The organism is Chryseobacterium sp. NRRL B-14798 (genome assembly GCF_050470705.1).
Lineage (GTDB): Bacteria > Bacteroidota > Bacteroidia > Flavobacteriales > Weeksellaceae > Chryseobacterium > Chryseobacterium cupriresistens.
In genome coordinates this window covers 3,198,150-3,216,662 of record NZ_JBFLUL010000005.1, presented here as the reverse complement: position 1 = coordinate 3,216,662, position 18,513 = coordinate 3,198,150, and the positions used below count along the sequence as shown (strand labels likewise).

At 37.0% G+C, this 18,513-nt stretch carries 18 protein-coding genes; 14 read left to right on the top strand and 4 right to left on the bottom strand.

Annotated elements, in window-relative coordinates; all coding sequences use genetic code 11:
* Nucleotides 1-17 precede the first annotated feature (17 nt).
* From ribA to AB1278_RS14865, 3 genes are all read left to right on the top strand, one after another.
* Nucleotides 18-608, top strand: coding sequence for a GTP cyclohydrolase II (ribA, locus tag AB1278_RS14875; RefSeq protein ID WP_429815357.1), 591 nt, complete (start codon nt 18-20; stop codon nt 606-608).
* Between the two features lie 48 nt (nt 609-656).
* On the top strand, nt 657-2,096 hold the full coding sequence (locus AB1278_RS14870; RefSeq protein WP_429815354.1) for an SDR family oxidoreductase: 1,440 nt from the start codon (nt 657-659) through the stop codon (nt 2,094-2,096).
* Between the two features lie 82 nt (nt 2,097-2,178).
* Nucleotides 2,179-2,478: a hypothetical protein gene (locus AB1278_RS14865; RefSeq protein WP_202843093.1), complete on the top strand. Its 300-nt coding sequence runs from the start codon at nt 2,179-2,181 to the stop codon at nt 2,476-2,478.
* 122 nt (nt 2,479-2,600) lie between these two features.
* On the opposite strand, the gene AB1278_RS14860 is transcribed toward AB1278_RS14865, so the two are convergent.
* Nucleotides 2,601-3,218 (bottom strand): Crp/Fnr family transcriptional regulator, encoded by a 618-nt coding sequence (locus tag AB1278_RS14860; RefSeq protein WP_228406490.1) that lies wholly within the window; start codon nt 3,216-3,218, stop codon nt 2,601-2,603.
* Between the two features lie 198 nt (nt 3,219-3,416).
* Here AB1278_RS14860 and AB1278_RS14855 point away from each other — a divergent pair, with 198 nt between their 5' ends.
* From AB1278_RS14855 to AB1278_RS14830, 6 genes are read left to right on the top strand one after another with little or no spacing between them, the layout of a single operon-like run.
* Entirely contained in the window at nt 3,417-4,889 is a 1,473-nt protein-coding gene (locus tag AB1278_RS14855) for a hybrid sensor histidine kinase/response regulator (RefSeq protein ID WP_202843091.1), read from the top strand.
* A 5-nt stretch (nt 4,890-4,894) separates the two neighbouring features.
* Nucleotides 4,895-8,497 carry a response regulator gene (locus AB1278_RS14850; protein ID WP_429815349.1) on the top strand — a complete coding sequence of 1,201 codons (3,603 nt, stop codon included), beginning with the start codon at nt 4,895-4,897 and terminating at the stop codon, nt 8,495-8,497.
* Nucleotides 8,498-8,512: 15 nt separating this feature from the next.
* Entirely contained in the window at nt 8,513-8,878 is a 366-nt protein-coding gene (locus AB1278_RS14845) for a response regulator (protein ID WP_202843084.1), read from the top strand.
* On the top strand, nt 8,879-9,709 hold the full coding sequence (locus AB1278_RS14840) for a CheR family methyltransferase (RefSeq protein WP_110009717.1): 831 nt from the start codon (nt 8,879-8,881) through the stop codon (nt 9,707-9,709). It begins immediately after the preceding gene.
* Nucleotides 9,710-9,711: 2 nt separating this feature from the next.
* Nucleotides 9,712-10,290, top strand: a complete 579-nt coding sequence (locus AB1278_RS14835; protein WP_202843082.1) for a chemotaxis protein CheB — start codon at nt 9,712-9,714, stop codon at nt 10,288-10,290.
* Nucleotides 10,291-10,318: 28 nt separating this feature from the next.
* Nucleotides 10,319-10,690, top strand: a complete 372-nt coding sequence (locus AB1278_RS14830; protein WP_343640463.1) for a response regulator — start codon at nt 10,319-10,321, stop codon at nt 10,688-10,690.
* 50 nt (nt 10,691-10,740) lie between these two features.
* Here AB1278_RS14830 and AB1278_RS14825 read toward each other — a convergent pair whose 3' ends face one another.
* A complete protein-coding gene (locus tag AB1278_RS14825; protein ID WP_202843078.1) occupies nt 10,741-11,028 on the bottom strand; it encodes a hypothetical protein in 288 nt (95 codons plus the stop codon).
* 261 nt (nt 11,029-11,289) lie between these two features.
* Between AB1278_RS14825 and AB1278_RS14820 the strand changes: the two genes are divergently transcribed.
* From AB1278_RS14820 to AB1278_RS14810, 3 genes are all read left to right on the top strand, one after another.
* Nucleotides 11,290-11,967: a MarR family winged helix-turn-helix transcriptional regulator gene (locus AB1278_RS14820; RefSeq protein ID WP_202843076.1), complete on the top strand. Its 678-nt coding sequence runs from the start codon at nt 11,290-11,292 to the stop codon at nt 11,965-11,967.
* 108 nt (nt 11,968-12,075) lie between these two features.
* The gene (locus tag AB1278_RS14815; protein ID WP_429815343.1) at nt 12,076-12,663 is read left to right on the top strand and encodes a Crp/Fnr family transcriptional regulator; all 588 of its coding nucleotides are present in this window, start codon (nt 12,076-12,078) and stop codon (nt 12,661-12,663) included.
* Between the two features lie 54 nt (nt 12,664-12,717).
* The gene (locus AB1278_RS14810; RefSeq protein ID WP_202843072.1) at nt 12,718-13,404 is read left to right on the top strand and encodes an MBL fold metallo-hydrolase; all 687 of its coding nucleotides are present in this window, start codon (nt 12,718-12,720) and stop codon (nt 13,402-13,404) included.
* Nucleotides 13,405-13,409: 5 nt separating this feature from the next.
* Here the strand turns inward: AB1278_RS14810 and AB1278_RS14805 are convergent, their stop codons facing one another.
* Both AB1278_RS14805 and AB1278_RS14800 read right to left on the bottom strand, forming a co-directional pair.
* The gene (locus AB1278_RS14805) at nt 13,410-14,276 is read right to left on the bottom strand and encodes an alpha/beta hydrolase family protein (RefSeq protein ID WP_202843070.1); all 867 of its coding nucleotides are present in this window, start codon (nt 14,274-14,276) and stop codon (nt 13,410-13,412) included.
* Nucleotides 14,277-14,427: 151 nt separating this feature from the next.
* Nucleotides 14,428-14,934: a GNAT family N-acetyltransferase gene (locus AB1278_RS14800; RefSeq protein WP_238349693.1), complete on the bottom strand. Its 507-nt coding sequence runs from the start codon at nt 14,932-14,934 to the stop codon at nt 14,428-14,430.
* Between the two features lie 379 nt (nt 14,935-15,313).
* Here AB1278_RS14800 and AB1278_RS14795 point away from each other — a divergent pair, with 379 nt between their 5' ends.
* Both AB1278_RS14795 and AB1278_RS14790 read left to right on the top strand, forming a co-directional pair.
* Nucleotides 15,314-16,807, top strand: coding sequence for a tetratricopeptide repeat protein (locus AB1278_RS14795; protein ID WP_429815339.1), 1,494 nt, complete (start codon nt 15,314-15,316; stop codon nt 16,805-16,807).
* A gap of 171 nt (nt 16,808-16,978) precedes the next feature.
* Nucleotides 16,979-18,403, top strand: a complete 1,425-nt coding sequence (locus AB1278_RS14790; RefSeq protein ID WP_202843066.1) for a tetratricopeptide repeat protein — start codon at nt 16,979-16,981, stop codon at nt 18,401-18,403.
* The last annotated feature ends 110 nt before the right edge of the window (nt 18,404-18,513 follow it).

The following is an 18,513-nucleotide window of genomic DNA, read 5'->3' as shown; positions in this document are numbered from 1 at the left end:
AATTAAAATCGAAACGTATGCTTACAATACAGGCGCAATCAAAAATACCCACAGATTACGGACTATTCACTATATATGCATTCTCGGAAAATGAAAAAGACTGGAGTCCGCATTTGGTTCTGGTAGCAGAAAATACAGATTATGATAAGACTGTTAATGTCCGCTTTCATTCTGAGTGCATTACCGGAGAAGTTTTTCATTCTAAAAAATGTGAATGCGGTCAGCAGCTTGATGCAGCGATGAAATATATGTCTGAAAAAGGAGGAATGATCGTTTATCTCCGCCAGGAGGGAAGGAATATTGGGATCATCAATAAGCTGAAAGCATATGCACTTCAGGAACAAGGATTAGATACTGTTGAAGCTAATCTCAGACTTGGTTTGCCCGCTGACGGAAGAAATTTTGATGTTGCCGTGGAAATGCTGAATCTGCTGGATGTGAAAGAAATCAATCTGTTAACCAATAATCCTGACAAGATTAAATCTGTTGAGAACAGCAGCATCATTCTCAAAAGCAGGATTCCTTTGGAAATTGATTCCAATGAGATCAATGCAGGTTATCTTATTAAAAAGAAAGACTATTTTGGCCATTTCTTAGAAAAAATATAATAGATTTCAGACGTCAGGATATGTATTGATCTGTTTAATCCAATTATTATGGAAAAAATACTGCTTACAGGAGCAACCGGCTATATCGGTAAAAGAATGATCAGTGTGATTGCCGCACAGGGATATAAAGTCGTTTGCTGCTGCAGGGATACCGGTCGTTTTACAAGAGACATGGATATCGACGACCAGCTCATTGAAGTTATTGAAGTTGATTTTCTAAAGCCGGAAACACTTAAAAATATTCCCGAAGATATTGCAGGTGCTTACTATCTGATGCATTCCATGAGCAATACTGCTGATTATGAATACTCGGAAAAAAAATGTGCCGCCAACTTTTCTGATTATATTGAGAAGACACAATGTAAACATATTGTCTATCTTTCGGGGCTGGTGAATGAAAAAGAACTGTCAAAGCATTTGAATTCAAGGTACGAAGTTGAAAAAATTCTGATGGAATGCAGGGTTCCCGCAACAGTTCTTCGCGCAGGAATTATCATCGGGTCAGGAAGTGCATCATTTGAAATTATAAGGGATCTCGTTGAAAAACTGCCTGTCATGGTGGCTCCCAAATGGCTGTATACCCAATGTCAGCCAATAGGAATTGCCAATGTGCTGGATTTTCTGATTTTTGTTTTGTTTAAAGAAGCTGCTTATCAGAAAAATTTTGACATTGGATGTGATGATGTACTGACTTACAAAGACATGCTGTTGCAGTTTGCACAAGTGAGAGGCCTTAAAAGAACGATTTTTACACTGCCTGTAATGACGCCCAGACTGTCTTCGTACTGGCTCTATTTTATTACTTCAACCTCCTATAATCTGGCCAAAGCCTTGGTTGGAAGCATGAAGGTAGAGGTGGTCTGCCGTCCCGAAAGTCTTGCTGAGATCAAATTAATTACCGGTGTGCAGCCGTTTTCATATGACACAGCACTGAAGAGAACTCTTGCAAAAATTCAGGCCAATGAAATCATTTCCAGCTGGAAAGACAGTTTCATCAGCAGCCGTCATGATTCAACCTTGAAAGAATACCAGGATGTACCGAAATACGGTTGTTTTACGGACCTCCGGAGTGAAGAGTATGATGACAGGGAAGCCTGTATGAGCCGGGTCTTTCAGTTGGGAGGCGAGCATGGATGGTATGGGCAGAATCTTTGGAAAATAAGAGGCCTTTTTGATAAACTTGTTGGTGGTCCTGGACTGAGAAGAGGGCGCAGGCATCCTTCAGACCTTAAAGATGGAGATGCATTAGACTTCTGGCGGGTTTTATATGCTGACCGTAAAGAAGGCAAGCTTATATTATTCGCTGAGATGAAACTGCCCGGAGAAGCCTGGCTGATGTTTAAAATTTACAGAAATAAGATCTGGCAAAAAGCTGTATTTCGTCCAAAAGGTCTTTGGGGAAGATTGTACTGGTTCATGGTGCTGCCATTTCATGGATTTATCTTCAAAGGAATGATCAGAAGCCTTAGCGGGAAGAAAAAATCTTAATTTTAAGAATATTTTAACATAATGTCTGTTTTTTAGGCATGAACATTGTTTATTTATATACCAAATACCTAAATATTATATTATGAATAATTCAGATTACAACAAAGCAGAAAATGCAGTAGACCAAACAGAAAACTCTTTAAAAAATGCAGCTGATAATGCAAAATGGAAAATCAGTGAATTAGCGGATAAAGCTAAAGATTATATCAATGAAAAAAGAAATAATGATCAGGAAGCAACTCAGGAAGACTGGTTGGACAGAGTAAAATCAAACGTCTCAGATGCGTGGGAAGATATCAAGGATAAGGCAGATGAAGCATGGGAAAGCACGAAGGATGCCGCTGAAGATGTGAAGGCAGAATGGAGGAAAAAAACAAATTAAGGTTAGTTTAAAACAGATGGCCAGAATTTTTAAATTCCGGCCATCTGTTTTGTTTTATGGTTTATTTATAATCTATATTTAAAGAAATAAGATGAGTTTATGATAATGCAATCAATATACAGTTAGTATAAAATCCTGCGCCCCTCAAGTTTTATTATTTTATTATTCACCATTTTTTTTATCGTTCTGATGACGGTTTCAACTCTCAGCCCTGTAAGATCAGCAATTTGCTGACGGGTAAGTTCTATAGGAAAACAGTGCTGGCAGTCTCCGTCATGGTAGCTTTTCAGATAATCCATTACACCTTTCAGCCGTTGAATGGGATCTGCTAATGCCAGATTGCGGACCATTAAATTATTATAATACAGTCTTTGTGATAAACACATGTTCATATCCAGGGAAATATCCGGATTACTTTTAAGCATTTGCATAAAATTATCTTTAGGCATTCTTATAATTTCTGTGATCTGTAAGCTGATGGCATTGGTAGGATATACTTTTTCAATAAAAAGAAGCGGATCTCCAAAACTTTGATTTTTACCTAATATATTATGAATAAATTCTTTTCCATTTTCAGTAAAGGTGTTCAGCTTTACTTTTCCGCTGATAATCTGAAAATAATATTGTGAATAATCACCTTCTTTGAAAATAAACTCTTTAGCCTTATAGATGACTTTTTCACCCCCGAACGAGTAAAGGATCTCCTGATCGATATTCATACAGCTTATTGTTTTTTTCATAATTATGGTTTTTCTGAAAATTAGAGAGAATCTTTAAAAATATTGTAAATAATTTCAATCATTATGCCATTGCTGTTTTTCTTAAAAAATGTGGTACGAAATCCTTATGCATAAACCTTTAAAAATTACTGTTTTTTCAAATATTGTGAGTATTTTTGAAGCTAAAGTATCCGTAACTAATTATTGATTTTAACTTCTATGATTTTAATTGTTGATGACAACCAAAGTAATCTTTATTCGCTTCAAAAATTACTTGAATCTAAAGATTTCCAGGTTGAAACGGCCAGCTCCGGTGAAGAGGCTCTCGGCAAAGCATTGAAAAATGACTATGCCTTAATTATTTTAGATGTTCAGATGCCTGATATGGATGGCTTTGAAGTTGCAGAAACACTTGCAGACTACAGTAAAACCAAAGATGTTCCTATTATATTTTTATCCGCTGTTAATACCGATAAAAAATTCATTACCCAAGGTTACGCTTCTGGTGGTAAAGATTACGTAACCAAGCCCGTGGATCCTGAAATTCTTCTGCTTAAAGTGAAAACTTTTTATAATCTCCAGGAGCAGAATATTGCTATGAAAAAAACACAGCAGAATCTGGAACTGGAAGTAAAAGGAAGACGGGAATCTCAGGTGACCATGAAATCCCAGATAGACCATTTTCATCTTATGCTGGAGTCTCTTCCACAGATTGCATTTACTCTGAATGAAGAAGGTGCAGTTGATTTTGTTAATGGTAAGTGGTACCAATATTCAGACAATGAACAGGATTTTCCGGAAACACACCCTGATGATCATAAGATCAGCGAAGAACTGGAAAGATGCAGAAAAAAAGGAAAAGCTCTTGAATTGGAGATCAGAATTAAAAATGTTATTTCGGGCCATTACCGTTATCATTTGCTTAGGGTAACCCCTGTATATGATGAACACCGTATTAAAAACTGGGTAGGAACATTTACCGATATTGACGATCAGAAAAAAGTGGAAAAAGAAAAAGATGAATTCTTAAGTATTGCAAGCCACGAATTAAAAACCCCTTTAACCAGTATTAAAGCCTATGTTCAGCTATTGGAAAGAAAGCTGAAATTAGATAAAGACAGCTCCGAAGCAGGATTTGTTACAAAAGTCCAGAGCCAGATTGAAAAGCTGAATACACTCATCACGGATCTTCTTGATGTTTCAAAAATTGAAAACGGAAAACTGAAAATCAATAAAAAGCCGGTGAATCTGGAAAATGTGATCAGTAATGCCATTGAAACCATAAAACAAACCCATGAACGGCAGGTGAAAATTGAACGCCATGGGGTAAAACCTGATATTTTAATTCCCCTGGATGAAATCCGTATCGAGCAGGTGCTGATTAATTTCCTGACCAATGCGATCAAATATTCCCCTCATAATAACCAGGTGATTGTAACCACCTTTGTGGATGAAGAAGCTCAGGAGGTGAGAGTGAATGTTACAGATTTTGGAATCGGAATTCCTGACTTTAAACAGGAGGCCGTATTCAAGAAGTTCTATCGTGTGGAAGAATCTTCACTGCAGTTCCAGGGAATGGGAATCGGTCTGTTTATATGCTCTGAAATCATCAAACAGCACCACGGAAGTGTTGGTGTTTCCAGTATTGTAGATGAAGGATCTACGTTTTATTTTACCTTACCATTAAATTAATTTTCATGCCGAAAAAAATTATACGAAATCTCCAGTTTGGAATAGGTCTTTCGCTTTTGATATTGATAGCCAGTTCGATAGCTTCATACTGGAGTATTCAAAATCAAATGAATCACCGTGAGAGTCTTTCCAAAAGCAGGCGTTCTGTAACAGCTGTTAAGGATGTTCTGGTAGCCTTGCTGGATGCTGAAACAGGAAACAGGGGCTATCAGCTGACCGGAAGAGAAGATTTTCTCGAACCCTATAAACGCGGATTAAGAGAATACTCCAAAGCGCTGGTGCTTGCAGAATCATTGGGATTGAAGGATAAAAACCAACAGGAAAGACTTGCCGGATTAAAAGTAGCGGTGAGCCAGGTGATGGATAACCTGAAAAATCTTGTGGAAAACAGACGGAAGGGTATTGTGATGACCCAGCAGCAAATCGTTACCGGTAAAGCTTATATGGACGAGTGCCGTAAAATTGTAAAAGATTTTGTGCAGTATGAAGAGAGCCAAGTTGAAATCAAAAACAAAGATTTAACACGCTCATCAGAAACGACCGTTCTTTTTATTGTTTTTTCTGCACTGGCTGCGGTAGTTGTGACCACATTTTTCTATTTTAAAATGAGGGCAGATCTCATCAGAAGAGATGAGCTGGAAAAAATGCTGAGGGATAAAGATCAGGAAATGACGCGCCGTGTAAGTGCCATTCAAAAAATTGCAAACAGAGTAGCCAATGGTGATTACAGTGAGAAAGCTGTGGATAATGCAGAGGATGATCTCGGAGATCTTGTAGAATCATTGAACCACATGACCGAATCTCTTAAAACATCTTTTGAAAAAATTAATAAAAGCGACTGGCGCCAGAAAGGTCTTGCTTTACTGAATGAGTCCCTTGTCGGAAATAAATCAGTAAAAGAGGTTGCCGGCAGGGCTTTACATCAGTTGATTGAATACGGAAACTGTATCAACGGTTCATTATATCTTTTTGACGAAGGTGTCCTGAAGCTCAACAAAGCATTTGGTCTGGAAGCCAATATGAAACAGACTTTTGAGCCGGGTGAAGGAATGGTGGGGCAGGCTTTTATGAATGCTAAAACACAGGTGTACAATAATCTTCATGAAGATGATTTTGTAGTAACCTTTGCCAGCAGTACCATTAAGATCTATGGCATTATTCTGATACCTGTTTTTTCAGACGGCCATGCCATAGGAGTCCTGGAATTAGGATCTACCTCTAATTTTGAAGAAGACAGAATCAGCTATTTTGAAGAGTGCTGCATCAATATAGGAATAGCCCTGAATGCGGCAAAAGGAAGAGAAAAAGAACAGCAGCTGCTGGAAGAAACCCAGGCACAGTCTGAAGAATTACAGGTACAGCATTCTGAGCTTGAAAACCTCAATACTGAACTGGAAGCACAAACGCAGAAGCTTCAGGCTTCAGAAGAAGAATTGAAGGTACAGCAGGAAGAGCTGATGCAGGCCAATGCCGAATTGGAGGAACGCTCACGATTGCTCGAAGAAAAGAATCATTTGATTGCTGAACGTAATAATGAGATTCAGAAAAAAGTAGAGGAACTGGCACTCAGCACCAAATACAAGTCTGAATTTTTAGCCAATATGTCTCATGAACTTCGTACACCGCTTAATTCAATCCTTCTGTTATCGCGGTTAATGGCAGAAAATCCGGATGAAAACCTTAACGAAGACCAGGTGGAATCTGCTAAAGTTATTCAAAGTTCAGGAACAAGCTTATTAACGTTAATAGATGAAATTCTTGACCTGGCCAAAATAGAATCCGGTAAAATGACCCTGGAATATCAGGAAGTCGTTATTGAAGAAATTGTAAAAGATCTGAAGAGTTTGTTTAATCCTGTATTTCAGGAAAAAGCCCTTCCTTTCAATATAGAAATTGATTCAAACGTACAGCCTGTTATTGAAAGTGACCGTCTCAGAATAGATCAGGTATTAAGGAACCTGCTGTCCAATGCTTTAAAGTTTACAACAAAAGGAAGCATCAGTTTATTGATCAAAAAACATTCTGAAAAACCTGATTTTATTATATTTTCTGTAAAAGATACCGGTGTCGGAATAGCTGAGGATAAGCAGAAAATTATCTTTGAAGCATTCCAGCAGGCTGACGGATCTACAAAAAGAAAATTTGGAGGTACGGGTCTGGGACTTTCTATAAGCCGTGAAATTGCAAGACTTTTAGGAGGTGAGCTTGTTCTGAAAAGTGAACTCAATAAAGGAAGTGAATTCAGCTTTATTATTCCTGTGCATCAGGTTACTGAAGTTGTTTATTCCGAAACGGATCAGGATCTGGTGGAAATTATACGGGAAGATGTTGAAGAAATTCAGAATATCCTTGATGAAGGAGAAACTGTTAAAACGAACACATTGGAAATTCCTGAAGATGTGGAGGACGACAGGGAGAATATTCAGGAAGGGGACAAAATCATCCTTATCATTGAAGATGATACCAATTTTGCAAAAGCTCTATTGAAATATGCCCGCTTACAGAACTATAAAGGGGTAGTGGTCGTAAGAGGAGATTATGGTCTTTCGGCGGCTCAGAAATATCATCCTCACGCCATTTTACTGGATATTCAGCTTCCTGTAAAAGATGGCTGGGAAGTCATGGATGAGTTGAAGTCTGATCCTCAGGTAAAACACATTCCGGTACATATGATGTCTGCCCTGCATGTGAAAAAAGAAAGCCTGATGAAAGGAGCGGTAGACTTTATCAATAAGCCTGTGGCTCTGGACAAAATGACGGATGTATTCAGGAAAATTGAAGAAGCATTACAAAAAGGACATCAAAAAGTTTTAATTGTCGAAGAAAATGCCAAACATGCCAGCGCATTGTCTTATTTCCTGAGTAATTTTAATATTTCCTTATCAGTGGAACATAATGTGGAGGATAGTGTAAAAGCACTTACTTCAGACCTTGTCGACTGTGTAATTCTGGACACCGGAAGCGCAAAAGGAAATGATTATCACGTCATAGAATCAATCAAAAGCTATGAAGGACTGGAAAATCTACCAATCATTATTTTTACGGAACATCATTTATCCAAAGAAGAAGAACTGAAAATAAAGCAATATGCAGATTCTATTGTCGTAAAAACTGCACATTCCTATCAAAGAGTTTTAGATGAGGTTGGTTTATTCTTACATTTGGTGGAAGAAAAAAACAGTTCGGCCGAAGGTAATACAGGCAGAATGCTGGGTTCTTTAACAGAAGTGCTGAGTGGTAAAAAAGTACTCATTACTGATGATGATGTCCGCAATATTTTTTCTTTAACCAAAGCACTGGAAAAATATAAAGTTGAGGTCATTGTAGCGATGGATGGAAAACATGCTTTGGAGCAAATCAGCCACAATCCGGATGTAGATGTTATTCTGATGGATATGATGATGCCGGAAATGGATGGCTATGAAACAATTAAGGAAATAAGAAAAATGCCGGCATTTAAAAGACTGCCTATTATAGCTATTACCGCCAAATCAATGATTGGAGAAAGGGAGAAATGTATTACAGCAGGAGCTTCAGACTATATTTCAAAACCTGTCGATATAGATCAGCTATTATCACTCCTTCGTGTTTGGTTGTATGAAAGTTAAACAGATAAAATTCTGATGAATAAGAAAATTTTAATCGTGGATGATGACCCACGCAATATATTTGCTTTAAAACTAACTCTTAAAGCCCGTGGATACACAGTAGAATCATGTACAATGGCACAGGATGCCCTGGAAATGATGAAGTCTGATCCTCTGTTTTCCGTTGTTCTTATGGACATGATGATGCCTGGCATAGACGGATATGAAGCTGTAAAAATGATAAGGGATACTCAGGAAATCAAACATGTTCCGGTGATTGCTGTCACCGCACAGGCAATGCCCGAAGACCGCCAGAAATGTCTGGAAGCCGGAGCTGATGATTACGTAACAAAACCCATTGATGTGGATCTTTTAATAACGGCAATAGAAAAACTTTCATAGATGCTGGAACCAAGTATCATAAAAGATGAAGAAGTAGAATATCTCATTAGAGATGTGTATGACAGGTATGGCTATGACTTTTCAGGTTATAGCAGGGCTTCATTTAAAAGAAGAGTTAACCGTATATGTCTTTTAGACAGGTTTACCAGTTTTGCAGAGCTCAGATACACTGTGATGAATGATACAGAGTACTTAAAACGTTTTGTAGAAGAAGTTACAGTAAATGTTACGGAAATGTTCCGGGATCCTTCCTTTTTTAAAGCACTGCGGGATAATATATTGCCTCAGTTGGGAACCTATCCGCTCATCAGGGTCTGGATTGCAGGATGTTCAACAGGAGAAGAAGCATATTCTATAGCCATTCTGCTGAAAGAAGCCGGTCTTTACAGTAAGTCTCTGATTTATGGAACCGATTTGAACCCCGCTGTTCTTGAAACAGCCAGAGCTGGTATTTTCCCCTTGCAGCAGATGAAGTTGTATTCGGAAAACTACATGCTTTCAGGCGGATTAAAAGACTTTTCGGATTATTATACTGCCAATTATGATAGTGTACGATTTGATAAAAGCTTACAGGAAAAACTGATTTTATCAACACATAACCTTGTGTCAGACAGCTCTTTCAATAGTTTTCAGTTGATTGTGTGCAGAAATGTACTGATTTATTTCGACAGAGAACTTCAGGAAAGGGTATTCAGACTTTTTGATAACAGCCTGGAAAATTTAGGTTTTCTCGCATTGGGAGCAAAAGAAACTCTTCGGTTTTCTGCTATCGACAAAAATTACCATCAGGTTGAAGATCAGAAAATCTGGAAAAAAATTGATCACCACTAGTAATGAGCGGAATGAAATCACAGACCAATACAGAATTAATCGTTATCGGCGGATCAGCAGGAAGTTTGCAGGTCATCATAGAAATGATCAAAAACCTGGGTAATACCATCCCTGCTCCCATTGTACTGGTGATGCATCGTAAAGCTCAATCGGGAGATATTCTGCGCACTTTACTGCAGCAGTTTACCAGAATACCTGTCATAGAGGTTGAAGATAAAACGGAGGTTGCTGGTAACACCATATATATTGTTCCCGCAGACTATCATTTGTTGTTTGAGAATATGCAATGGATGTCATTGGACAGCTCGGAAAAAATGAATTATTCCCGTCCCTCTATAGATGTTACTTTCAGGTCTGCAGCAGAAATTTATGGGGAAAATCTGATCGGTATCCTTTTATCGGGAGCTAATGCCGATGGAGTAGAAGGCTTAAGTTATATTAAAAAAAATAACGGGCAGGTATGGATTCAGGATCCGGAAACAGCAGAAGTGGAATTTATGCCGAAACATGCCATAGAAGAAATTGAATATGATTTAATTATCACGCCCGCCGGTTTAGCGGATTATATAAAACAATTATAATATTTCAGAATAGAATAATCTACATAATATGAGTAAAAAGAAGATTTTAATTTTTGATGATGAAGCGGCTATCTTAGAAGTGATCACCATCATATTTGAAGAAAACGGATATGATGTCAGAATCTCAGAAACTTCACACGATATCCTTGAGAAAGTGGCAGACTACAAGCCGGATGTTATTCTCATGGATAACTGGATTCCTAAAATAGGAGGGGTAGAAGCTACAAAACTTCTTAAAAGCACCGAAGAATTTAAACATATTCCGGTCATTTATGTTACAGCCAATAATGATATTGTTGCTTTGGCCTCAGAAGCAAAAGCCGATGATTATGTTTCAAAACCTTTTAATCTTGATGATCTGGAAGCAATGGTTGCGAAACATTTGAAAGAACAGGTATAATATCCGGTTACATTAAAAAATAAAAGATCTCTCAGGCTTTTGAGAGATCTTTATTCTTTTTCCAGTGCTCTGATGATCTGTCCCTTTGTTAAAGAGTGGGTATTGACATCATGAATGAGAGAAGCCAATAAAAGGTACAGCTCAGGATTTCCCATGACAGCATCTGAAAATGTTTTCACCAGAATTAATTTTCGGGAAACAATATTTTGTGCAGTAATATACTCACTGCTCACATTGATGTCTATATTCAATTCCTTTTTTATAGTTAAACTGAAGTATTTATCAACATAATCTTTATCTCTTACCAAATCTATTGGTTCGGTTTCTATATGATCCATACGCTTATTTTACTCCTGTCTATTTTCCAACAATTATTATACCGTGTTATATCGTAATACCACACAACAATTGATTGGAAAACTTTGATAACCAAAATGATCAGATTATCATTTCTTTTTATTCCAGATTTGGAGAAGATAAAAAACAAAGTATTATACAGGAAATACCCGTTCACCATTGTTCACAGAATCTATTCTATTTGCTTTAATCTTGCTTATGTATGAGGTAGATTTAGTATATTTGTAAACTATTTAATAGAAATGAATTACACGCTTATTAAAGATTATATAGACCTGCTGGAAGAGTTTGAAACAGAAGTCAGTAATAGCCCGGAGTCTTATCCGGTGACTATTCAGGGCTTTAAAGCATGGATTTCTGGTAAAGGGAATATTGAAGCACATCATCCTGAAGAGCCCTACTGGGAAGGCAAGGAGAATGGAAGAACGCCGGAGAGTGCCATCAGTACATTACTTGTTCATCTTAACCGGTATGCAAAAACCTATTCAAAGTCTGCCATCTCACATTCTGAATTTTCGACTCAGGAAGATTTTATTTATCTGATTAATCTTAAAGCTTTTGGGGAAATGTCAAAAATGGCGCTTATCAAAAAAAATATCCATGATAAGCCGGTGGGAATGCTTATTATCGCAAGACTTTTGCGTCAGGGACTTATAGAACAGACAGATTCTGATTTAGATAAACGCAGTAAATTAATCCGTATTACCGAAAGAGGATTACAGGTTCTGGAAAACCAGATGGAAAAGATCAGGCAGGCTACCAATATCGTTGCCGGAAATCTCAACCATTACGAGAAGATGGAACTGATCCGTATTCTTAATAAACTGGATCGCTTTCATTATCCTATTTTTTCACGGAATATCAATCCTGATGAGCTGATCAATACGGTGTATGATGAGTATGTATTTAAGGGTTCTTAATATTTAAAAATGATAATTAACCGAACCTTATTTTTATAATTAATTCCTTCAAAATTACCGGATCTGATGTGTGATTTGCAGGAAAATAAAGACTAAACAGACTGCAGGATGACTAATATATTTGAAAATTATCTGTCCTCAACAGGAGGGTTATCACCCGATGAAGTCAACTTTTCTTCACAGTTCTTCAAACCGGTTCACTTAAAAAAAGGTGATTTTTTTATTCATGAAGATGAAATCTGCCGTTATATCGGATTTATTGCCAGTGGCGCTGTAAAAGCATATGCTACCGATCAAGAAGGTAAGGAAAATATAACCTGCTTCAAGTTTGAAAATGAATTTGTCACCTCATTTCCCGGGTTTATAGCGCAGGAGAAATCCGGAAAAAGCTTCAGGGCTTTAGAAGATAGCATAATCTATAGCATAAGTTATCAAGACTATCAGCAGCTGCTGGAAAAGGTGGCTGCTCTGAACGGAGTTATAAAATCGGTGATTGAACAGGAGTATATTCAAAAGGAACGTTATCTTCTGAATTACAATAATAAATCCGCTGTAGACAAATACCGTCATGTCTTATTTGATGAACCGATGCTCGTAAAACGGATATCGACACAGGATCTGGCTTCATATCTTGGAATCACACAGCGATCGCTTACCAGGGCGAAGGGACAAATCCACAGACCCGGCATATTATAGGACAAATGTCCTTATACCATACTGATCGGCAATGTAGATTTGCAGAAAAAAATTATGCTACGTCAAATTGCTCCTGAAGTATTCCATATTCCACTCATGCCGCGAAACAGTATCAATTGCTATATTATTGAAGGTGTTCTGGTAGACTCGGGAATACGAAGTTCGTACACAACCATAAAGAAAGTCCTGCAGAAATTCCCCGTCCATCAACATGTACTAACCCATGCCCATGCAGACCACCAGGGCTGCAGTGATCATATATGTGCAGAGTTCAATATACCCCTGCTCTGCCATCCCAATGAAGTTTTCAGGACTGAAACAGGTCTCGTAACCAACGACTATCCGGCTCCGCAGCATTGGCTGGCAAAGCTTCAGCAAAAATACTGGGCAGGTCAGGGACATAAAGTAGGGCAGACCATCGTTGAAAACGATAAAATCGGAAATTTTCAGGTAATAGAAACCCCAGGACATGCGGGAGGTCATATTTCCTTGTTCCGTGAGCAGGATGGATTACTGATCATTGGGGATGCCGCTACCAATATGAACCTGCTTACGACAGTGCCGGGACTTCGGCTTCCTCCCAATATGTTCACCACAGATCAGCAGCGCAATATCAAATCGCTTCAGAAACTGGCAGAATTGAATCCGGCTACTATCTGCTTTGGCCACGGACCGGTCTTACGAAATACAGATCGACAGTTTGAGAAATTTGTAAAGACTTTAAAAAATGATCAGGGTTAAATGGTTTAAAGAAAACCGTTTAACTTTTCTACCACATTAGCCCAAAGCCTGTCTTTCATATTTTTTTTGAAAAAACCGAAATGATCAATTTTTTTCAATCCTAATTCCGAAGGAACTAATTTTGTGAAGGTGATCTCTTTTTTACTGTCAATATGCTGCCAGTACGTTTCTGTGTTTTTCTGGCTTGAAATAGTATCATCGGTAGTCCAGAATAAATGAATGGGGAATGTATAATTCTTGAAATGCCCTACAGGTACACTTGTACCATAAAATTGAGCATCGAAAAAATAATCTTTCTTTTCAAGCCAGGTACGCCATTCAAACACTACATTCCTGGGTAGGTTTTCCATTAATCCAAAGGTTTTGGCTTTCACATAGCCAGTCATGAAAACACTTATCGGCGCAAAAATGTAAAAATAGAAATAAGCCTTCATCCTGTAATAAGGCGGCATATTCCTGTAATAACCTGCTGATACCGCAAAATTGACCATTCCTTTTACATTCTCCAGGTTTTTCATAAATCCTATTTGCTGTCCGCCGGCACTGTGCCCAACAATCATAAACGGAAGATCAGGAAATCTGTTATTCAGAAAATTTTTGATGGCGGGCATATCTTTTACTCCATAATCTGAAAAAGTAAACTCGCAGGATCTCAGATTGCAGGAAGAAGAATCTCCGCTTCCTCTGTAGTCCCAAAGACAGCACAGAAAATCATGTTCAGCAAGATAGGTGAGGAAAGACAGATAAAATTCTTTTCTAGTTGCGGTGCCGCAGTTAAACTGGATCACTGCCTTCGGATGCTCCGGAATAAGAAGAATGCCTTTAAGCTTTACACCGTCTTCACATACTGTTTCAAAATTTTCCGTTTTCATGTTTCAATTTAACTTAAAAAATTAATGATACGTTATAAATTAAACTGTATCCCTTTTCTCTGTTAAATTTAATAAATCCCCTGATTCCTTTATCATATTTAACTATGCAGTACCAGGTTTCTGTATCATGATTTTGAAAGTTATCCAGCTTTTATTCAGGTGTATATTTCATTACAATATAATTACTGGGATCTTTGGCAGAGGTATTTTTTACTTCCAGAAATCCTGTTTTTCTGTATAAATTGTACGCTTTGTCATTTCCGGGTGTAACTTCCAGGAAAATTTCAATATCATTAAACTGTCTGCCTGCTTCATGAATAACAGCTTCAATCAATCCCTGACCAATATTCTTTCCCTGGAACACTCTTTTTACATACATCTGGTAAAGGGTACCTGAGTTTTCGTTACTTTTAACAAAAGCACAGATTCCTATAAGCAGATCATCTGCGAATGCACCCACTACAAATTTTCCAAAAGTCTGTTCTTCAATGTCGTTTTCCATCTGAAATTTTTCAATTTTCCGGGCTTCCTGATAGGTTGCGCAAAATGACCCAGGAAACTGTTCCAGACTTTCCAGACGGATTGCCCGATATGCCTTACTTTCTTCAGGAAGAAGTTTGCGATAGCTGATATTATTCATGCTGATAAGATTTTTCATATGATCAATATACAAATATGGAGATAATTTTGTTTGTCAAAATAATTTATCAAAAATTATAAAACAACCTTATCTGCTTGTAACAAATATCGTTTCAGGTAGTCTTATTAAAATAAAGCATATACTTTTTGACAGAAAGTTCATAAAAGCAGTCTTTAAATGGTAAAAAGTGTTTGTTTAAATGAGAAATATTACAATATTTTATCTGAATGTTACATTTTTGCGAAATAACCTGTTTATTTCACAATGAACATGATAATTTATGTATATTTATAACACTGATTGGGGAATAATATTAGAATAACGATAGAAAATTATCAACTTATTTTTAAGTAAGTGAATAGGTAGATATGTAGATATACAGGGAAAAGTGGTGCTGATGGGAAAAATTAATGTAATCATTTTTAAAAATAAAACGATCCGCTCAAAGGCTATCAAAGAGATAATAGCCTTTACAATCTTCGTGGGGCTGCTTCTGGTTATGTTTTCATGTCATAAGGAAACTGATAATACAGACCGGGAAAATTTTGATATATCCCTGTTGACCCAAAGCTCTGAGCTTCAGCTGTCTGGTGAATATGAGGCTTTTGTTAAGCTTAATAAAGAATACCTGAAGAAAGCGGCAAAAATAAAATATACAGCAGGAAAAGGTCTCTGCTATCTGAATATGGCAGGCGTAAATGTTTCTGCAGGAAATTATGAAAAAGCCCGTTTTTTTTTCAATAAAGCAGAAAAAGATCTGATTAATTCAGGAAATGCTTACCATAAAGCAGTATTCTATGATGATTACAGTCTCTATTATTCTCATCTTAAATTAAACGATAAGGCTATAGAATGCAACAACAAGGCATTTTATTATCTCAAACAGGCCGGAAAAACGAAGCTTAGCCAAAAACTTCTACCCAGACTTTATGTAAACAAAGGAATTTACTATGCATGGAAAGGATGGCTGGGAACTTCTCTGAAATGCTTTACAAAGGCAAATGTATTGGAAAATTCGGCGTACACCAATTGTATGGTGTCACAATACTATTTATTTACCCATAAACCTGATTCTGCCGGTATATACATCAGCAAAGCAGATGAAAAAATGATCAGTCAGAAAACTACAGATGTGGAATCTCTTTGGGTGTATTATACAATGGGATACTACTATAATGAAATTGAAAATAGCGAACAGGCTGAAAAAGCACTAAAAAAAGCACTGGAAATCAATATTAAGACAAGACGGACCTATTCTTCACATATCAAAGAAGTTTATAAATCACTTGCAGAATTATATAAGAAAAAAAATGACGGAGGGAAGGCCTATTTTTATCTGAAGAAATATATGGAGGAGGAGGGAAGATTTGATGCAGAACGATTTGCCGTCATGAATAAAGCTACCGAAGATTTTATTTCGGAAATGAAGCAGGAATCGGACTGGCATAAAAATGATCTTCCGTTGTTTATTGCATTGTCTATCACAGTACTTACTGTTTCAGGAGTATATGTACGGAAAATGATTAACAGATTACAAAAGAAGAAGAATACTTTAAAAGAACAAACCGACGCACTTAAAAATCACGTTCAGACAAAACAGCTTCAGGAGGTGACTGAACTTGCTAAAAGAAATGATTCTTCTTTCCTGCTGAAATTTAAAGAGCTCTTTCCTGAATTTATTAAATCGCTGCTGGCGATCAATCCGGATCTTGAAAATTCAGAACTGGCTTTCTGTGCAATGCTGAAATTACGTTTTTCATCCAAAGAGATTGCAGATTATACTTTTGTACAGCATAAATCTGTTCAACAAAAGAAATACAGGATCAGAAAAAGACTGAATATTCCCGGAGAAACAGATATTTACGATTTTTTTGATAACCTGGCAGAATAAAGAAATACATCACAATAAAAGCAGAATGATTCTGTTTTATGAAAAGATTTATTGTTGATCTCAGCAGAAATAACCATTGAGAATTTTAAAATTATACAGACTGTTTTTTCTCTGGAGAAATCATTATTTAATCATAATATATACATGAATTTAGCTTAATTAGAGAGACATATGATGCGTATTTTTCTTTTTGTGTTACTTTTTGTTTTAGTTTCGTGCCATTCCCATTCAAAGAAAGAGGCTGAAAAGAAATTTGACGTTGCTTTATTGAAACAGAATGAAAAGTTCAGACTTGGTGGAGAATATGATTCACTCATTAGTCTTAATAAAAAATATTACAAACAGGCTGATAAAATGAATTATCCGGATGGGAAGGCACTGTGCTATATCAATCTGGCAGAACTTAATATATCGCTTGAAAACTTCCAGAAGGCGCAGATTCTTTTTGATAATGCAAAGGAAATTCTGGATGATTCGGAAGACAACCTGCACAAAGCAAGATTTTACAACGTGTATGGCCGCTTCAATGTAGAGCTCCGAAGGCTTGATAAAGCTTTTCAGTATAATAATGAAGCAATGAGTCTTATCAGGAAAAGTGATCATTCCCCACTTAAAGACGATATCCTTTTCAGTATTTATTTCAGACAGGCTATTTATCTTGTTCAAAAAAAGCAATACCAAAAAGCACTCGGGTATTTCCATAAAGCAAAACGGCTGGACGATACCGGTCTTGCAGATTGTGCAATAAGCGATTATGTCTATATGCATAAAGACAAAGATTCTGCATATAAGTATATAACCATTGCTTATAATAAAGCCAATCTAAGAGGTAAAGAAGATGGAATAGCCCTCTATGCCAATACCATTTTGGGGGAATATTTTCTTTATGATAAACAATATGATAAGGCGGAACAGGCTCTGATTAAAGCATTGAAAATCAATAATAAAACAAAACGTATCTATGTTTATTATGGTAAGTATATCTATAACGATCTCAGAATGTTATATGAACGTACCGGAGATAAAGAGAAGGCCTATTTTTATTTGAAAGCCTATACAGAGGCTTTCGACAGAACCAACACCTCTTTGCTGGCTACCATTAATCAGGATATGGAGTCTTTTATTACAGTCAGCCAACAGGATGCGGATCAGCATAAAAGCAAAATATACTGGATTGTTTCCCTGTCGTTTTTGGGGCTTTGCCTGCTGGGGGTATATGCCTGGAGAATTAGTATTGCCTTGAGAAAACGAAAAAAAATTCTTGCCCGGGAAGCTGAAAATCTGAAAATAAGAATGAATGACAATAAGCAGGAGGAAATTATAGAACTTGGTAAAAAGAATGATCCTGAGTTTCTGGATCGTTTTAAAGAAACTTACCCTGAATTTATCGCTCAGCTTTTTATGATTAACCCCAACCTTGAAAATTCCGAACTGGTTTTCTGTGCGATGCTTAAATTACATTTTTCTTCTAAAGAAATAGCAAACTATACGATGGTTCAGCATAGAAGTATTCAGCAGAAAAAATACAGGATCAGAAAAAAATTGAATATTCCCGGGGAAACAGATATTTATCATTTCTTTGACACCTTACAATAATCAAAAAAAAACTGTCTGATTCATCAGGTCAGACAGTACTCGAAATATTCTCTTTTCACCACCCGGTCTTTTTTTAGTGGTCTCAGTGCTCAAATATGAAAATTTTTGAC

Excerpts from the sequence above, each read along its gene's own strand:
- AB1278_RS14840 (WP_110009717.1), top strand. The coding sequence starts at position 8,879 with ATGCTGGAACCAAGTATCATAAAAGATGAAGAAGTAGAATATCTCATT.
- AB1278_RS14845 (WP_202843084.1), top strand. The coding sequence starts at position 8,513 with ATGAATAAGAAAATTTTAATCGTGGATGATGACCCACGCAATATATTT.
- AB1278_RS14850 (WP_429815349.1), top strand. The coding sequence starts at position 4,895 with ATGCCGAAAAAAATTATACGAAATCTCCAGTTTGGAATAGGTCTTTCG.
- AB1278_RS14795 (WP_429815339.1), top strand. The coding sequence starts at position 15,314 with ATGGGAAAAATTAATGTAATCATTTTTAAAAATAAAACGATCCGCTCA.
- AB1278_RS14870 (WP_429815354.1), top strand. The coding sequence starts at position 657 with ATGGAAAAAATACTGCTTACAGGAGCAACCGGCTATATCGGTAAAAGA.
- AB1278_RS14825 (WP_202843078.1), bottom strand. The coding sequence starts at position 11,028 with ATGGATCATATAGAAACCGAACCAATAGATTTGGTAAGAGATAAAGAT.
- AB1278_RS14865 (WP_202843093.1), top strand. The coding sequence starts at position 2,179 with ATGAATAATTCAGATTACAACAAAGCAGAAAATGCAGTAGACCAAACA.
- AB1278_RS14835 (WP_202843082.1), top strand. The coding sequence starts at position 9,712 with ATGAGCGGAATGAAATCACAGACCAATACAGAATTAATCGTTATCGGC.
- AB1278_RS14805 (WP_202843070.1), bottom strand. The coding sequence starts at position 14,276 with ATGAAAACGGAAAATTTTGAAACAGTATGTGAAGACGGTGTAAAGCTT.
- AB1278_RS14820 (WP_202843076.1), top strand. The coding sequence starts at position 11,290 with ATGAATTACACGCTTATTAAAGATTATATAGACCTGCTGGAAGAGTTT.
- ribA (WP_429815357.1), top strand. The coding sequence starts at position 18 with ATGCTTACAATACAGGCGCAATCAAAAATACCCACAGATTACGGACTA.
- AB1278_RS14800 (WP_238349693.1), bottom strand. The coding sequence starts at position 14,934 with ATGAAAAATCTTATCAGCATGAATAATATCAGCTATCGCAAACTTCTT.
- AB1278_RS14790 (WP_202843066.1), top strand. The coding sequence starts at position 16,979 with ATGATGCGTATTTTTCTTTTTGTGTTACTTTTTGTTTTAGTTTCGTGC.
- AB1278_RS14860 (WP_228406490.1), bottom strand. The coding sequence starts at position 3,218 with ATGAAAAAAACAATAAGCTGTATGAATATCGATCAGGAGATCCTTTAC.
- AB1278_RS14830 (WP_343640463.1), top strand. The coding sequence starts at position 10,319 with ATGAGTAAAAAGAAGATTTTAATTTTTGATGATGAAGCGGCTATCTTA.
- AB1278_RS14810 (WP_202843072.1), top strand. The coding sequence starts at position 12,718 with ATGCTACGTCAAATTGCTCCTGAAGTATTCCATATTCCACTCATGCCG.
- AB1278_RS14855 (WP_202843091.1), top strand. The coding sequence starts at position 3,417 with ATGATTTTAATTGTTGATGACAACCAAAGTAATCTTTATTCGCTTCAA.
- AB1278_RS14815 (WP_429815343.1), top strand. The coding sequence starts at position 12,076 with ATGACTAATATATTTGAAAATTATCTGTCCTCAACAGGAGGGTTATCA.